Origin of the sequence: Paenibacillus sp. FSL H8-0283 (genome assembly GCF_045040675.1) — a bacterium.
GTDB lineage: Bacteria > Bacillota > Bacilli > Paenibacillales > Paenibacillaceae > Paenibacillus > Paenibacillus amylolyticus.
The window spans coordinates 666,169-681,254 of the sequence record NZ_CP150295.1 but is presented as its reverse complement, the minus strand read 5'-3'; the positions used below and the strand labels follow the sequence as shown (position 1 = coordinate 681,254).

Here is a 15,086-nt window from a genome sequence, read left to right as displayed (position 1 = left end):
CTTATTAAATATAAGTTGAGGGTATGATTTTGTCAATCTTTGGACACATGTTCACAAATTGTTCACTTTATGTAAAAAACCGCTCTACAACTTGATTTGCAAACGATTTCAGTTAAAAGTATTACACTCTACATTTGAAAATTTTTGCCAAATTTCGGTGATAAAACTCGATTTATTGGTGATTTTTCTCACAATGAAAACATGTGCTATTATGCAAAAGAAAGATCAGAATTTATGGAAAACCTCTTCCATATCCATTCAGAAGACATGCCTATCGCTCCATACCGCTATCTTCAAGCTCAAAACAGCATGGAGCATTTCTGAGAAAGTTCAACTCAAGCCCTCTTCTTCACTGAGTTCATCTCACGTGCCATCGGTCAGAATCAAGGGGCCATTCCCAGTAATCGCAACCGTATGCTCATACTGGACCCCCCAGCTGCCATCTACCGTCCTTACCGTCCATCCATCTTCATCCCAGACAACGGCCCCAGAACTGCCTTTTGTAAAGATTGGTTCAATCGTAATAACCATGCCCTCGGTGAGCATCGTGCCCGTTCTACGTTTGCCATAAGGCAGAACATTTGGGGGTTCATGAATATATTGACCAATCCCATGACCGATGAGAGGCTTCACAATCCCGTACCGATACAGTCTGGCTGTTCGTTCAATGGCACTTCCAATATCTCCGAGTGTATTCCCTGGAACTGCCTGGGCAATCGCCCGCTCAAGTGCCTTCTCCGTGCGTCTCATCAGCTTGCGAATAGATCTGCTTGTTTCACCAATTCCATATGTCCAGGCCGAGTCAGCAAGCCAGCCGTCTTTGTTTACCACCATATCGATGGTCACTACATCCCCACTCGCCAGCTCCTCTTCCCCAGGAAATCCGTGGCAGACCACTTCATTGACAGAGGCACACGTCGCGTACGGATATCCTTTGTACCCTTTTTGCTCCGGTGTGGCTCCTCGTGCTGCCAGAAACTCTTCCACCCGCTCATTAATCGCTGCTGTCGTGATACCGGGGATCATCCACTGCTCAATATGCTGGTGACAGCTCCACAAAATTCTTCCTGCTTCCCGCATGTAGCCAATCTCTTCTTTGGTTTTCAAAATAGGGTCCACATGCATTCATCCTTCCCGCTGTAGGTGTACTCCCATATATATGCAGCAGGAACGCAAAAAAAACCGCCTTCCGGAGCTTAACGCCCGAGAGACGGTTCTATTCATTATCGGAACAGTATAATCAGAGTTGTGTGTTGTTTCAGGACACGGAAGAATCCATCTTGACAAGCTCATGCTCAACCACAGAAGTCAATTCTTCCTCATATCCACCCGTAATCCGGTATTTTCTCACGTACTCCTTCACGAATTTTTTTGGATCCTTAGGACGGAAAATCCGAGTCATTTCCCTCAAACTTTCTTTGACCTCATTGTGACCTTTCGTTGCCATTGTAATTCCCTCCCAAAACGTTGAAAGTGAATGCTCCGTTTAGAGAATGCCGAATAAGTCTTAAATGCCATCCATGAAGTTGTGTGCGCGGCTTAAAGCAAGCTTTAGGTCGGGAACCTCGCTAGAAAGCAAGTACCTGACACTATAAATACCCGATATGATTCGGAATGAATCATAATCTTATTGTAGCATATTCGGAAGTATCTTACGACTTGACGATTTCCTCTAATAAATATAACGGTTTTCATGCCCAAAAAGTTTAATTCCGAATCATATGTTAAGATTGCCACCATTCTATACGGAATTAATATATCCAGCATAACACTGAACTATTCGGGGGATATTATCACGGACAACCCATACAGTTAAATTACTGGTATCCAAAGGAGGCGTCGTCTCATGGACCGCAAAGAACAAGATATGCTGCCCCTTTCGCATGAAAAGGTGGAAGTAGACGGAGTTTACATCAACGAAGCCGGACGTGAGGAACATCTGCACCGGGGGCAACATTTCCCGGCTGATCCCGTTCTTGGCAAGTCGGAATGGAAACTGACGGAATATGCATATGATAATCATCACGAAGGAAGAACCGATGAGCGGTTGGTTCCCAAAGAAAACGACACCGATAAAAACGGCAAGATCAACAGCCCACGCAGACAGTTTCAGGGCGGGTAGTCTTGTTTGTTAAACGTATGTAGTGCTAGAAAAAAACAAGTGCAGTACAAGCCATATATCGGCTTGTACTGCACTTGTTCCATTTTAAGATAAATTTCAATTTTTTTGTTAGTTTCCCCTTAAATCACTCAGTAGAATTTTCTGGGAGCTCTGTTCCAATAGACGAAATTCCTCGTTGATTTTCCGTTCTCTGGCTGCATCAGGCCGATAACCCGGAATCATTGCCCAATGCTCTCTTATCAATTCAATGCGATACATTGTTGGAGGATGATACGCATGATCCTGGGTATCACGTGTTACCTGCAAACGTTGAAGTCGAAGAATCTCTTGGCTTGGAACGGCAGAAATACGACTTCTGAATTCCTCATACAATTCCTTGTTGTACTGATATTCTGCCACTTGCTCAGCTGTAAGTGCAAAAAGGCCTGCCATCTCAGACTTTAAGAACAAAGACTCTACGGCTTTACTTCCAGCTGTCTCCGAAGCTTCATGATCTGCGATGTAGAAAACTCGCTGCATCTCAGGCCTCATGCTCCAAAGCAATAAGACATATATCCCACCAACAATGGCAAGCAACAATAGACGAAATATGATGATTGGGAATACTACCCAAGTTAATAAACCGCTTCCCTCCGGATTAATCGTGTCGAGCCAGGAATGAAGCACGTGTTTGGCACGTTCAACGAAAGAGCTATTAGATATGTTGGGGTGTGCCAACTGACTCATTTGATGACTAATTGCGGCTACCTTCTCCTCTAGTGTCAAGGCTGCAAACAAAGGGATTCCCAAGACGATAGCTCTCTTTTTTCTTTTGAGATGTAGTACGTACCCGTTATATTCCTCATTGATGAGAATCATATCCACAGGCGGAACATTCATACGCTCCCCAATCTCATCAATCATCCCATACAATTCGGGAAACTCATCTCTTCTGATGATTCTACCTGGAAGACGTTTCCGATACGGCAAGATAATCGTAATCCATAGAAGTACCAGGGCAATACCTAATACAAAGAGCCAAGAAGAAGTGGTTGAAAAGAAATAAATTGCCAATCCTAAAATAGCTAATGTTGAGCTATGGACTAGAAGGGCAATCAAATAGGTAAATATACTCTTTTTAGTAAAGGGAATCTCTCTATTGATACTGTACTTGAATTCCTTAAGCAATGGATCAGAAGATTGTTCCCTTGTTTCGTTGTTCAATTTCTCAGATATGAATTCTCTACCTTGATCCCCTTCCCCATAAATGTTCCAATTACACTTCTCACACCAGGTCATGTACCCTGGGTTTACCTCCATTTGATGTCCGCATTCAGGACAATGCTCTTGCTCTGTGTGATACAAAATTTCTTCCACTCCTTGGTTAAACTTATGTACTAGGAAAATATTATATAAAAAGTAATCTTTCACTTAAAAAGATATTATATATCACTATATATAAATCGGGGTTTAATGGAATATTTTGAATATGCAGAAAGTCTCAAATTGTATGTGTGTTTACGCACTTGAATTTCTAAATGAATCTATAGTCTCACATGTTTACCTATATATTATTTTCTTTTGTTCATCTGGAACATTCCTTAACCAAACCGGTTCAGTTCTGTCCATCTCCTTCATAGCTTAGTTAAAAAGGACAAAGGAGGCTAGACCGGATGTCCCCCATGAAATCGTCTAGCGGTCTGGATGAAAATATTGCCGGTATGCTTTGTTATCTGTTTACCTTTGTAGGTGGGATTGTCTTTCTCGCTGTGGAGAAGCGGAGCCGGTTCGTGTTATTTCATGCGCTGCAATCTGTAACGGTCTTTGGCATCATTATGGTCGGGCATGTATTATCGGCTTTCCTTCCGTTGTTCGGACCACTGGTGGCATCGCTGTTATCCCTGCTTGGTGTAGTGGTCTGGCTTATTATGGTCGTTACCAGCTTACAGGGGAAATGGCTAAAACTGCCGTGGGTTGGCGATTTTGCAGAAAAACAGCTGCGTCATCTGTAACTTCAGGCAGAAGGTAGACGTGTTCCAAAAAGAAAAGACGATCCATTTCCGTTCAATCGGATGTGGATCGTCTTTGATTATAACGAGGAAAAAGAGTCAACCTCTCACCCTTTTGTCATGAACACGTGGCTTAGAATGCTTTTTCCGGATCGGAATGAAACTTAGATAAGTACCACATCTCCATACCCATTCCAGCGGCCCATACTGGAACCAGCGCATCCACAGATTACTCGCGATGACTTGTACAATAACCATGCCAATGCACACAAGGGTAGACACCGTATACGATACAGCAGCATCTGCAAATATGAGTTGGTATACCACCAACAAAATGATGGTCTGTGCAATATAATTGGTCAGGGCCATTCGTCCGAATGCATGCAGGGGACTTAACATTTTGGCAAAGGTCATGTTCTGGTTCAATCTCAGTAATGTACTTAGATAAAAGATGGATACCACCGGACCAATTGCCACACCGATATGTTCTAATCGAAAAGCAGCATCCATATTGGCTTGCTCAGCAACAGGCAGGCTCGCACCAATCACTTCGTATAGAAACGGACTCATCGCATCCGGAGGAGCAACCCACCACATGATACCGATCCCCACCGTAGAAGCGATGAATGAAATGAACCAGATTCTGCCCAGATACGGGAGTCCTTTCTGGATCTTCTCCATCAGTTGATATTGGCCTGCTGACAATCCCAGTATAATTAAAAAAGGAATCGTTAGCATTTTGACACCTATCGCGGCGGCCGCACTGAATCCCACCACACCGAGCACCAAATTCACAGTTCGAGGTGCCCAATATAACGGAATGACAACCAACCCTATGATGGCATAAAGAAATAAAGCTTCTCCAGACTGATACTGTTGATGAATATATCCCAGCGCTAATAAAATAAGCATCCTGCGGATATAGAGAAACAGCTTGGTTTGACCTTTGGGAGCTGACCGGCTTAGAAAAAGATAAAATCCAAGGCCAAATAAAAAACAGAAGATATCGTAAAAACGTGCCTCCACCAAAAAATATAATGCTCGTTGGATCCAAAAATCTACACGAGTATCCGGCTTCAACATAACCCACAATGCCAATATATTTACGAATGGTAGGCCTATCAAGGAAAACCCTCGAAACAAATCCAGAAACTTCATTCGATCTTGTTTTGATACAGGTTGATAATTCATCGTTCCTCCCAGTGAAATTATTATTATGTAATCAAAAAGCGATTGGATCGCTTATCTCTTTGGTGTATATCCCCATGCATGATAACAGTCTATCCTTCATACAACATGGCTTGCCATCGAATTAGGTGAATAACTTCTTACATCCGGCATAAGGTCTTGTTCCTGTATTGTTCCTGTACAGCAGCACATTGGACTCTATGCTGATGATAAACAAAATAAAAAAAACACCGAAAACACGACTCTGCTGAGTCTGTATCTTCGGTGTTTCGCATCTAAAAGTGTCTCTTTCATTTGTTCATGGGATTGAATATTCATAGCATAAACGATGTATGTCATAAACCATTCATGCTGTATATCACCATGATTAACCTGATTCATTATTCATCTTGTGTATCGTCTATTCATAACAGTTAACATAACAATCCTGCTGGATGATAACCCTAGCCTACTTCAGCTAATTTAAGCTGACTTGCCCGTCTCTCCAAGGATGGCATCTGCCTGTTGTTCAGCCATCTTGGCAGCCGTTTCCTTGGTACCCAGACCATTAAACAGCAGGTTCATGAAGATCGCCGTGAAGCTGCCTGCGATGATACCATTACCGAGCATAATCTGAGCCCAGGCCGGTGCTCCTGCGAACAACTCAGGTACAACGGTAACCCCAAGCCCCATACCTACAGAACAAGCGATGACAAACAGATTCTCATGTCGGTTCAGATCAACCTGACTGCCGATAATTCGAATGCCTGATGATACCACCATGCCAAACAAGGCCACCATGGCTCCGCCAAGTACTGCCCCTGGAACGAGCTGTGCGAGGGCTGCAATTTTTGGTACAAATCCAATGATCACCAGGATTACACCAGCCACCACAATGACATCACGTGTCTTCACACGTGTCATCTGTACCAGCCCTACATTTTGCGAATACGTTGTATACGGGAACGAGTTGAAAATCCCGCCTAACACAATGGCTAGGCCCTCTGCGCGATAACCGCGCGCCAGATCCTTGGACGACAGGTCCTTGTCCAGGATTTTGCCCAGAGCCATAAATACACCTGTGGACTCGGCCACGCTGACAATCGCCACCAGAATCATCGTCAGAATAGGTACAATCTCAAATGTCGGTCTGCCGAAGTAAAACGGCTGAACAACGTGGAACCAACTTGCATCGCGAATAGGGGCAAAATTAACCTCGCCCATAAACCCTGCCGCAATCGTACCTACAAGCAGACCAATCAGTACCGAGATGGAACGGATAAAACCTGTAGTGAATCGAGTCATTAAAATGATAAAGAGCAGCACGCCGAAACCGAGCATGAGATTAACTCCGCTGCCGAAATCTTCTGATCCCTGACCGCCGCCCAGATCGTGGAAAGCAACGGGAATCAAGGTTAAACCGATTATCGTAACCACCGACCCCGTAACCACTGGTGGAAAGAGCCGAATAAGCTTCCCAAAGATTCCGGAGAAGATCAATACGAACAGCCCTGAGGCAATAATCGCTCCGTAAATGGCAGATACCCCACTGTTCATCCCGATTAGGATCATCGGGGACACAGCCTGGAATGCACAACCGAGCATGACAGGCAGCCCTACGCCGAAATATTTATTTCCCCATACCTGGAGCAGTGTAGCCACACCACATGCGAGCAGGTCAATGGCAATGAGATAGGTTAGTTGTTCCTGTGTAAAACCCAATGCATTACTGACGATCAATGGGACAACGACGGCTCCTGCATACATCGCAAGCACATGCTGTAGTCCGAGGGAGAACGTTTTGATTGGATGCCGATGCCGCTGAAAAATACGTTCGCGTGCCATATTAGTTCGTGCCCTCCTCGTCCGCAAATGTAACCTGTCCATCCGACAGTGCCCCGATGCGAACCAGCGATTCCACACGGTATCCTGCTTCTTTCAGCAAGCGACCTCCCGGCTGGAATGCTTTTTCAATAACAATACCGATACCCACCACTTCTGCTCCAACCTGCTCCACAATGCGAGCCAGACCAAATGCTGCTTCACCATTCGCCAGAAAATCATCAATGATCAGTACGCGATCACCAGGCTTCATGAACTTCTTGGCAACGGTAATTTCATTGGTCTCCTGCTTCGTGAAGGAGTAGACCTTCTCTACCAGAATATCTTCTGTCAGTGTGAGCGACTTCTGCTTCCGTGCAAAGATCAGCGGCACGTTCAGCTCCAACGCAGTCATGATGCCCGGAGCGATCCCTGACGACTCAATCGTCAGCACACGTGTGATATTCTCACCTTCAAAGCGGCGAATGAACTCTTTACCTACTTCCTTCATCAGAACCGGGTCCATCTGGTGGTTCAGGAATGAATCCACTTTGAGTACTTGCTCGGACAGGACAATGCCTTCCTGTCTTACCTTGTCTTTTAACAATTGCATTGTAATTCTTCCCCCTGAATGCCCTCCGCACAGAAGCTCACATGCTCTTCCAATCGCATGGTAAAAAAGCAAAAAGCCCGCCTTTTCACACGCTGCGGAATAACCGGAGACGGGAAAGACGGACTTGTACGTATATGGACAAGCCGTATGGATGCTGCAAGTGTACTGGATGGACAGAATGACAGGAGTTCAATCCTGCTGTGAGAAACCTCAAACAGTGTAGTCAGAAACAGATAAAAGCCACTTGAACCTGCTCTTCAGTCAAACTGTCTGAGAATGATCTCATGCCAACCATACAAAACATTGCAACATCTTTCCCGTAGTCCGATCATTCCGGTGATCAGGTAGAGACATGCAGGCCTATTCCTGCACATATACGAGTAACGGCATATTTAATTTTTTGGCTCCATGATTCGTTACAATGTATGATCGCGAACCTGAATGTAAAAGGTTAAACATAACTGACAATGTTAGAAGTATACCGAATCGACGCCGTGAAATAAAGAAGTATTTTCATGGAAGTTGCGGAAACTTGTCTTAATTTGCAAACAGGGGGTGATAGGAATCTATTTTTTATGTACAATATGAGAACGGAAGCGCGGATCTGAACGGAGAATGGATGGAAACGCGGCCTATATTTTGAATTGAATGATCAAAGGAGATATGCAAACATGAAAGGCGTACTTAACGAATTCAAGGAATTTGCCGTCCGCGGCAACGTCATCGATCTGGCGGTCGGTGTCATTATTGGGGCTGCTTTTGGTAAAATTGTCACATCCCTTGTGAATGATATCATCATGCCCCCGGTTGGAAAACTGATGGGTGGAATCGACTTCAGTCAGAAAATCATCAACCTGGACCGGGATATCAAAACAGCAAACGGACAGGACATCACCACCCTCGCTCAAGCCAACGAAGCTGGGGCTACCGTGATTGCTTATGGACAGTTCATCAACGTCATGATTGATTTTCTTATCGTTGCGTTCTGTATCTTCATGCTTGTGAAGGGCATCAACTATCTGAAAAGCAAAGAACACAAAAAGCCCGAGCCGCAAAAAACGACCAAGGCTTGCAAGTATTGCCTATCGGAAATTCCAGCCGCAGCTACCCGCTGCTCGCACTGTACTTCAGAGCTCGAAGCTGAAGGCACCGGCGCTCTAGCATAATTACAATGAACGTTTAAAGACGCACCGAGTTGAATTACGGATAAATCCTGATGCGGGGGACAACCTCTTACTTGCTAGGGTTTATGTATGAAAAGCTAGCCATATGGGCTTCATTAACTATGGGTTGCGTAGCTTAAAGGTTTGAAGGTTCCACCGTAAAGGTGGGGCCTTTTTTGTGCCTATCATACATGTATTACATATACTCCCCCATGAATTTCATTCGCGGCCATGCTCATGAATTAGAAGCGGCGTGGCAGCAAATGCTCCAGGATCGACTTCAGATCTTTATCTTCTTTGTAAACTTCTTCTCCAGTATCAAGCTCTGTCACACGAATATATTCAAAGTTTGCCGAAGCATCCACTGGCTTGAATAACAACTGGGCCTCATCTTCCAAACGTACATTAAATCCCATATCCTTAAACATGCTGCTTAACTGACTGTTAGCCGGTTCCTGACCTTGCCCTACAAATATAAGTCCTCTAAGACTTTTACGTTCCTGAGGTTGCGGATAAATCACCTGAAAGTGTACAATGCATTCCATACGATCGTTCCCCTTTCGTTTAATACATACTTTGTGAAATTTTGAACTTTAAAATCTGCTATATAAGGAGATACGTTTCATGACCCCAGAACGTTTCGACATTTATGACGATCAGCAAAATTGGATCGGCACTTCACTACGCAGCGAGGTCCATGCCAAGGGATATTGGCACCGTTCATTCCACTGCTGGATTGTGCGTGACGAAGGCGAGCAGCGACAGGTTCTTTTTCAGCGGCGGCGTGATATTAAGGATACCTTTCCCGGATGTTACGACATTACAGCAGCAGGCCATCTTACCGCAGGTGAACAACTGCAAGACGCCAGTCGTGAGCTGGAGGAAGAACTGGGTGTTTATACTCCATTCGAGGCACTAACCTATCTACTCACGGCTACACAGCAGCTCCAAGGAGAGGTGCGTGGTGTCCCATTCATAGATCGGGAATTCAGCGCCGTCTATGGATTATGTCTGAACCAGCCGCTCGAAGCCTACGTTCTGCAGCCCAGCGAGGTGGATAGTCTGTATGAAGTGCCGCTGGATGATCTACTCGCTTTGTTTCGTAATGAGATCGACGTCATTCAAGCTACCGGAGTTCAGACTCAGCCGTTGACATCACCGCCACATTCCATCGGTCATAAGGACCCATTAAGTGATCATGCAGCTGATGAGCCGGAACGTATCGTTCGCGAGATTCGGGCAACGGAATTTGTACCCCATGGTACAGCTTATTATACGGACGTGCTGGAAGCTCTGTATCACGTGCCCAAAGAGTGATCGTGTACAATCCTGTTCAACCCGATCTAGTTCAATCGAATGTTCATAGCTTCATTTTCTCAAAAATAGCATAACTTCATACCTTTACTATCGACTTGACTGGGAACAGATGCTGTGACGAACATCACTGTCATCTCTCAAACCAGCACAAACAGGCGTCTGCCTTTGGGCAGCGCCTGCTTTATGTACACACGTATTCGTTTCGTCAGGATAGGTACCTATGTGCTGGCATGTTCACTCCATCAGAGGTGAATTAGTCGCCGATCTGTCTAGCTCTGGTCACCCTCTCCTGAAGGAGAAGACCAATAACGCGCAGAGAGTTCTTCGTACCGGTGCCCATAGCGTGACTCCAGTTCCTCCCCCATATCCTGTTCCAATTCGTACAAGACCAGCTCTTGAGCAAAATGATTCAGCAGCAGTCCGGTCATTACCGGATGCTCCGTAACTAGTGCCTGTGTGGCGCATGATTCACCGCGCATGCCTAACATGCACCAGCGGCGATCCACCACCAGGGAAAATTTCCGACCATTACCTGTACCATACATAGGCAAACCCGGCCAAGGAACAGGCTGATCAAGCATGCCTTCGCCACCATCACACGACCATAACAGCCGCACACCCCGAGCTTCAGCCTGCTGTAAGTCATTACGCAGTAGCTCTGCCTCTTCACGCCAAACGTCTACAACAATCTCATGCTGAGCCTCGGCCAATTCACGGCTCAGATTCTCAAACACATTTTTGTCACCTTCGACGTTATAGAAGACAGGCTTCTCCGGTTCACTCTTCGGCATGCTGCTCTGGACATAATCCAGCGAGGTACGCATTTGATCGGAGATCATACGTGTCATCTCCTCCGGCTTCAGCACACTATACTTCGCCGGTTCCCCTGGACTACACCGCAAGAACCCACGCTGTTCCAGCCGTTGCAGGGTCGCATATACATTGGAACGGGACACGCCCAGCCGCTTCGCAACCTCATATCCTGAGGCTGATCCCTGACGGGCGAGTTCCACCATAATTTTAGATTCCATCTCGGTAAACCCGAGATGACGCAAATGATGCAGCAGTTGGTCCATATTCCCGTCCCCCCATGCTGTCAGCAACCCGCACTGCCTCAAAATGATGCGGCAGTGCTTCTACTGCATCAGATCAGATCTGTTCGGCACCACAGCGCGGGCACCACTTCGACCCTTTGGGTAGCTCGGCTGCACAAATCTGACAATTCACCATTTCACGTGATACTTCGGTCTGTACGTCCACCGTGTTCACGATCGGATTGTTTTCTTTCCAGTAGCGGATGCGTTCGTCCAGTTCCTGCTGGCGCTCACGTTCCCGTTGCATCTCTTCATCTCTGCGACGTTCCCACTCGGCATCAAACGCTTCCTTTTCTTCCTGGGTAAATTCCGTACTGTTATATTCCGATTCCGTTTCCAGATCCGCTATGGACGGAATGACCGTATGATACGGCTCATCTTCCTCCAGTTCCAACTCAGGTGGCGCATCGTAGAAGTCCGGCTCTGGAGCTGGGGTCTGAGCTACAGCTGCCTCCTGTCTTGCGGCTGTGGTGGCTCCTGCAACTCCTGCTGCTACTTTAGGCGCTGCTGTCTTGAGTTCACCCAACTTACGTCCGCATTTAGGGCAGAAGTTGGCATCCAGGGAAGCGACGTGTCCACACTCGCACAACCGTTCGTTCTTAAGTTGTGCAATCTTGTTGCGCAGACCATCAATCTCGTCCTGCAATTCGTCGCAGAGCTGCGACAGATCCACCATCTCTTTTTCTGCACGCGTCATATCCTGTGCCCGATAACCCTCATAGAAGATGCGACCCATATCTGTAAAATGGACTTCCTGTTCCTGTTGCAAGCCCACAATCTGGTTGTTCAGTTTCCCAATCTCAACGGCGTGTTGGGCACGCTCTGTTGCTTTGTTCGCTCCGTCTTTGATGCGCTGAAGCAGTTTCATGACCATTCCTCCTCTGTCCCGTCAAAACCAATATTATCATTTCTATTTAGTAGTAAATTAGCATATTACATCCTTCATGCAAAATGCTCAGGCATATAACTTATACGATATCATGCCAAAAAGTTGCGTAATCTCGTGCAGGTGCCCGTTTTATACCGATACTGGATGAAATCGGGGGCTTTCGTCAAGACCATATGTTCGGGTATAATGAAGCTTTGACCATACTTAACCGCCTGATTAGGCGACTAACTCTATCATACCAATTTACAATGCGATTGTGAAAAGGGCAAATGGTTTACTTTTAGCCGGGATAGTCCTATCCCTGAATGCATACAGAGGTGGATGAAACATGTTAAGTCCGAACTCAACGTTCTACCCCCGTCCGCTCGGGGTTACCCCGGCGGCGTCCCTACCCCAGTCCCCGTCTGCTCCGCTGGAGACCAGTCGGCAACTCGTGGGCAATGATCAACAGGATGCCTTTTATTTTCGTTCTTTGGAAGAGGCAGGCATCAAGTTAAACGCACCACAAATCTCGGCAGTCCGTCACGGCAGAGGACCGATTCTGACTCTCGCCGGAGCCGGTTGTGGCAAAACAACTGTACTGGCTGCAAGAGCCGGTTACCTCATAGAGGTCAGTGGCGTACATGCAGGCAGTATCCTGCTGGTGACGTTCACGAACAAAGCCGCCACCGAGATGAAAGACCGGATCGCCGCATTGCCAGGCATACGCCCGGCAGCCGCGAGAGCCGTACAGGCTCGCACCTTCCACTCTTTTGCGCTGACATTATTGCGTCATTACGGTGTGCAGGAAGAGATCTTTGGCGAGTCGCGAGCCCAGCATACGGTGCTGAAGATGCTTCTTCGCCAAAATGGCATGAGTGAAGCCTTCCAGCCTGAAAGTCTGCTGGCTATGCTGTCCGCATGGAAGATGCAAGGATCGGAAACAACCGATCTGCCTGAAAAATCACAGGAAGAACGCGATGCCAAGCGTGTTCTGCTTGGTTACGAAGCCTGGAAGCAGGATCGCGGCAAAATGGATTTTGATGATATTTTACTACGGGCAGCCGCGCTGCTTCGTGATCCTGCTGTTCTGGGGCCGCTTCAGAAGCGTTTCCAGTACATTATGGTGGATGAGTTCCAGGATACCAACCATCTGCAGTATGAAATTGTGCAAAAACTGGCTTCCGCTCACCGCAATCTGATGGTTGTGGGAGACGATGACCAGACGATCTATACCTTTAATGGCGCACGCCAGGAATCAATTTTGGAATTCGATAAAGTATACCCCGGCGCACGCATTGTGACGCTGGATATCAATTATCGTAGTGATGCACGCATTCTGGGACTCGGAAGTGAACTGGTCGCCCGCAATAAACGCAGACGTGACAAACGGCTACGTGCCGCTGGAAACCGCGGAGATGCGCCTCGCTTCGCTACACCTTCCAATGCAGAGGAAGAAGCGGCGTGGGTTGTAAACCAGCTGTGCCAGCAGGTTGAAGAAGGACTACACACCTATCGCGATATTGCGATTCTTCACCGGACAGCCAGCAGCAGCCGGGCTGTATTTGAGCAGCTTGTGTTGAAAGATGTGCCTTTTGTACAGCATGGTGCTTCTCCGGTGTTCTATGACCAGTCTCTCATCAGACCCCTGATGGATCATCTGCGTCTGTCCCTTGACCCACGAGCCATGGATGCTCTTCCAAGTGCACTGGGTCCGCTCTATGTATCACGGGATGCAGGGCTGGAGTGGATTCAGCGTTGTGAACAACAACAGGCGAAGAAATATCCGCTCATCCATCTGGTGAAATGGGACAAGCTGAAACCGTTCCAGCAGGAACAGGTCAAGGAACGCATCAAGCTGATCAAATCACTGCACAAACTAAAACCCATCATCGCCATTCAGGAGATGCGCAGGCAGTTCTACGACAAGTATATGGAAAGTGGTGATCCCAGCATCTTCACCCACTATAAGGAAACGATGCTGGAAACTCTGGATGAATTCGAAGCTGCTGTCAAAAAATTCGAAACGGTAGAAGAGTTCATCCAATTCGCGGATGAGCTGTCCCGCAGACACCGTGAGATGGAATCTTTGCGTCGTGCGCAGGATAGTGACGCGGTACAGCTGATGACGATCCACCGGGCCAAAGGATTGGAGTTCCCTTGTGTGTACTGGATTGGAGCCAGTGAAGGCATTGTGCCTCACAGTACAGCACTTCGCCAGGATATTCCCGAGGATCAGAAAGCTGCGCTTGCTATGCAGCAGACAGATGCCGAACTGGACATGGCGCTGGAGGAAGAACGCAGGCTCGCCTACGTTGCCATCACACGGGCCAAGCAGTACTTGTATGTCACCTCACCGGCGAGCCATCACGGAAAACCAGCGGATGTGTCCCGTTTCCTGCTTGAAGCCTTCGGCATGGAAGTACCGGACAAACGCAAACCTCGTGAGGAGAGCCGGACGAGCAGTCAGGCTTCATATGGTAAAGGCAACGGACAGTATGCCCGCTCGTCCGGCTCAGGTGCCCGTTCAGAAGGTCGGGATGCGGCACAGCGTCGTGCCATCAGCCACAGTGACCGTCGTGACTACGAGGTCCACAACGAACGTGATGAGGATCGCCTCAGTGAACGGCGTGGTATTGGGGAGATTCGCAACCATAAGGCATTCAGCACCACAGGTCTGAGTCCAACAGTTGCAAGTTCCTCCAGTTCACATTCGCACACTTCAGGTTCAGGTAATGCTGAGCGTACGGAGACCGTTGCGGTCTGGAAGTGTAGTTCATCCACCTGTAAAGCGTGGCTAAGACAGAAGCCGGCTGTGCCTTCAAAAGCAACCAAGAAGGCATCCTCGGGCCCTCCCGCCTGTCCCCTGTGTTCAGGATCGATGGAGGCCGGCACCCGCCAGGTGCCCGTAACGGGGAGATTTGGGAAATAAC

At 47.3% G+C, this 15,086-nt stretch carries 15 protein-coding genes and 1 riboswitch; of the genes, 6 read left to right on the top strand and 9 right to left on the bottom strand.

The features are described 5' to 3' along the window. Positions 1-363: 363 nt before the first annotated feature. Both map and MHI52_RS03185 read right to left on the bottom strand, forming a co-directional pair. Entirely contained in the window at positions 364-1,125 is a 762-nt protein-coding gene (gene map / locus MHI52_RS03190; protein ID WP_076319471.1) for a type I methionyl aminopeptidase, read from the bottom strand. A 133-nt stretch (positions 1,126-1,258) separates the two neighbouring features. After that, the gene (locus MHI52_RS03185; RefSeq protein ID WP_017690840.1) at positions 1,259-1,447 is read right to left on the bottom strand and encodes a hypothetical protein; all 189 of its coding nucleotides are present in this window, start codon (positions 1,445-1,447) and stop codon (positions 1,259-1,261) included. A gap of 399 nt (positions 1,448-1,846) precedes the next feature. On the opposite strand from MHI52_RS03185, the gene MHI52_RS03180 reads away from it, so the two are divergent. Further along, positions 1,847-2,122, top strand: coding sequence for a transposase (locus MHI52_RS03180; protein ID WP_405158432.1), 276 nt, complete (start codon positions 1,847-1,849; stop codon positions 2,120-2,122). Between the two features lie 108 nt (positions 2,123-2,230). On the opposite strand, the gene MHI52_RS03175 is transcribed toward MHI52_RS03180, so the two are convergent. Next, positions 2,231-3,532 (bottom strand): hypothetical protein, encoded by a 1,302-nt coding sequence (locus tag MHI52_RS03175; RefSeq protein WP_405158431.1) that lies wholly within the window; start codon positions 3,530-3,532, stop codon positions 2,231-2,233. A gap of 242 nt (positions 3,533-3,774) precedes the next feature. Between MHI52_RS03175 and MHI52_RS03170 the strand changes: the two genes are divergently transcribed. Further along, entirely contained in the window at positions 3,775-4,113 is a 339-nt protein-coding gene (locus MHI52_RS03170) for a DUF4870 domain-containing protein (protein WP_047840268.1), read from the top strand. Between the two features lie 96 nt (positions 4,114-4,209). Here MHI52_RS03170 and MHI52_RS03165 read toward each other — a convergent pair whose 3' ends face one another. The 3 genes from MHI52_RS03165 to MHI52_RS03155 all read right to left on the bottom strand — a co-directional run bounded on the left by MHI52_RS03165 (position 4,210) and on the right by MHI52_RS03155 (position 7,711). Next, positions 4,210-5,022, bottom strand: a complete 813-nt coding sequence (locus tag MHI52_RS03165) for a DUF418 domain-containing protein (protein ID WP_282319523.1) — start codon at positions 5,020-5,022, stop codon at positions 4,210-4,212. Positions 5,023-5,760: 738 nt separating this feature from the next. Beyond that, positions 5,761-7,122: a nucleobase:cation symporter-2 family protein gene (locus MHI52_RS03160; protein WP_405158430.1), complete on the bottom strand. Its 1,362-nt coding sequence runs from the start codon at positions 7,120-7,122 to the stop codon at positions 5,761-5,763. A gap of 1 nt (position 7,123) precedes the next feature. Further along, on the bottom strand, positions 7,124-7,711 hold the full coding sequence (locus tag MHI52_RS03155) for a xanthine phosphoribosyltransferase (protein ID WP_036613196.1): 588 nt from the start codon (positions 7,709-7,711) through the stop codon (positions 7,124-7,126). Positions 7,712-7,768: 57 nt separating this feature from the next. Between MHI52_RS03155 and MHI52_RS03150 the strand changes: the two genes are divergently transcribed. Next, positions 7,769-7,915: a hypothetical protein gene (locus MHI52_RS03150; RefSeq protein WP_157116037.1), complete on the top strand. Its 147-nt coding sequence runs from the start codon at positions 7,769-7,771 to the stop codon at positions 7,913-7,915. A 96-nt stretch (positions 7,916-8,011) separates the two neighbouring features. Then, positions 8,012-8,111, bottom strand: a riboswitch (purine riboswitch). 271 nt (positions 8,112-8,382) lie between these two features. Further along, positions 8,383-8,877 carry a large conductance mechanosensitive channel protein MscL gene (mscL, locus tag MHI52_RS03145; RefSeq protein WP_036613199.1) on the top strand — a complete coding sequence of 165 codons (495 nt, stop codon included), beginning with the start codon at positions 8,383-8,385 and terminating at the stop codon, positions 8,875-8,877. 239 nt (positions 8,878-9,116) lie between these two features. On the opposite strand, the gene MHI52_RS03140 is transcribed toward mscL, so the two are convergent. Continuing rightward, positions 9,117-9,419: a hypothetical protein gene (locus tag MHI52_RS03140; protein WP_017690846.1), complete on the bottom strand. Its 303-nt coding sequence runs from the start codon at positions 9,417-9,419 to the stop codon at positions 9,117-9,119. A gap of 79 nt (positions 9,420-9,498) precedes the next feature. Here MHI52_RS03140 and MHI52_RS03135 point away from each other — a divergent pair, with 79 nt between their 5' ends. Beyond that, a complete protein-coding gene (locus MHI52_RS03135; protein WP_282319527.1) occupies positions 9,499-10,191 on the top strand; it encodes an NUDIX domain-containing protein in 693 nt (230 codons plus the stop codon). A 269-nt stretch (positions 10,192-10,460) separates the two neighbouring features. Here the strand turns inward: MHI52_RS03135 and MHI52_RS03130 are convergent, their stop codons facing one another. Together MHI52_RS03130 and MHI52_RS03125 are read right to left on the bottom strand one after the other, a co-directional pair. Beyond that, positions 10,461-11,267, bottom strand: coding sequence for a helix-turn-helix domain-containing protein (locus MHI52_RS03130; RefSeq protein ID WP_340937105.1), 807 nt, complete (start codon positions 11,265-11,267; stop codon positions 10,461-10,463). Between the two features lie 73 nt (positions 11,268-11,340). Next, entirely contained in the window at positions 11,341-12,153 is an 813-nt protein-coding gene (locus MHI52_RS03125) for a zinc ribbon domain-containing protein (RefSeq protein ID WP_405158429.1), read from the bottom strand. A 349-nt stretch (positions 12,154-12,502) separates the two neighbouring features. Between MHI52_RS03125 and MHI52_RS03120 the strand changes: the two genes are divergently transcribed. Then, complete coding sequence (locus tag MHI52_RS03120) at positions 12,503-15,085, top strand: UvrD-helicase domain-containing protein (protein WP_405158428.1); 2,583 nt, start codon at positions 12,503-12,505, stop codon at positions 15,083-15,085. Position 15,086: the final 1 nt, after the last annotated feature.

Coding starts and splice junctions, on each gene's coding strand:
- map (WP_076319471.1), bottom strand. CDS start 1,125: ATGCATGTGGACCCTATTTTGAAAACCAAAGAAGAGATTGGCTACATG.
- MHI52_RS03185 (WP_017690840.1), bottom strand. CDS start 1,447: ATGGCAACGAAAGGTCACAATGAGGTCAAAGAAAGTTTGAGGGAAATG.
- MHI52_RS03180 (WP_405158432.1), top strand. CDS start 1,847: ATGGACCGCAAAGAACAAGATATGCTGCCCCTTTCGCATGAAAAGGTG.
- MHI52_RS03170 (WP_047840268.1), top strand. CDS start 3,775: ATGTCCCCCATGAAATCGTCTAGCGGTCTGGATGAAAATATTGCCGGT.
- MHI52_RS03165 (WP_282319523.1), bottom strand. CDS start 5,022: ATGCTTATTTTATTAGCGCTGGGATATATTCATCAACAGTATCAGTCT.
- MHI52_RS03160 (WP_405158430.1), bottom strand. CDS start 7,122: ATGGCACGCGAACGTATTTTTCAGCGGCATCGGCATCCAATCAAAACG.
- MHI52_RS03155 (WP_036613196.1), bottom strand. CDS start 7,711: ATGCAATTGTTAAAAGACAAGGTAAGACAGGAAGGCATTGTCCTGTCC.
- MHI52_RS03150 (WP_157116037.1), top strand. CDS start 7,769: ATGGTAAAAAAGCAAAAAGCCCGCCTTTTCACACGCTGCGGAATAACC.
- mscL (WP_036613199.1), top strand. CDS start 8,383: ATGAAAGGCGTACTTAACGAATTCAAGGAATTTGCCGTCCGCGGCAAC.
- MHI52_RS03140 (WP_017690846.1), bottom strand. CDS start 9,419: ATGGAATGCATTGTACACTTTCAGGTGATTTATCCGCAACCTCAGGAA.
- MHI52_RS03135 (WP_282319527.1), top strand. CDS start 9,499: ATGACCCCAGAACGTTTCGACATTTATGACGATCAGCAAAATTGGATC.
- MHI52_RS03130 (WP_340937105.1), bottom strand. CDS start 11,267: ATGGACCAACTGCTGCATCATTTGCGTCATCTCGGGTTTACCGAGATG.
- MHI52_RS03125 (WP_405158429.1), bottom strand. CDS start 12,153: ATGAAACTGCTTCAGCGCATCAAAGACGGAGCGAACAAAGCAACAGAG.
- MHI52_RS03120 (WP_405158428.1), top strand. CDS start 12,503: ATGTTAAGTCCGAACTCAACGTTCTACCCCCGTCCGCTCGGGGTTACC.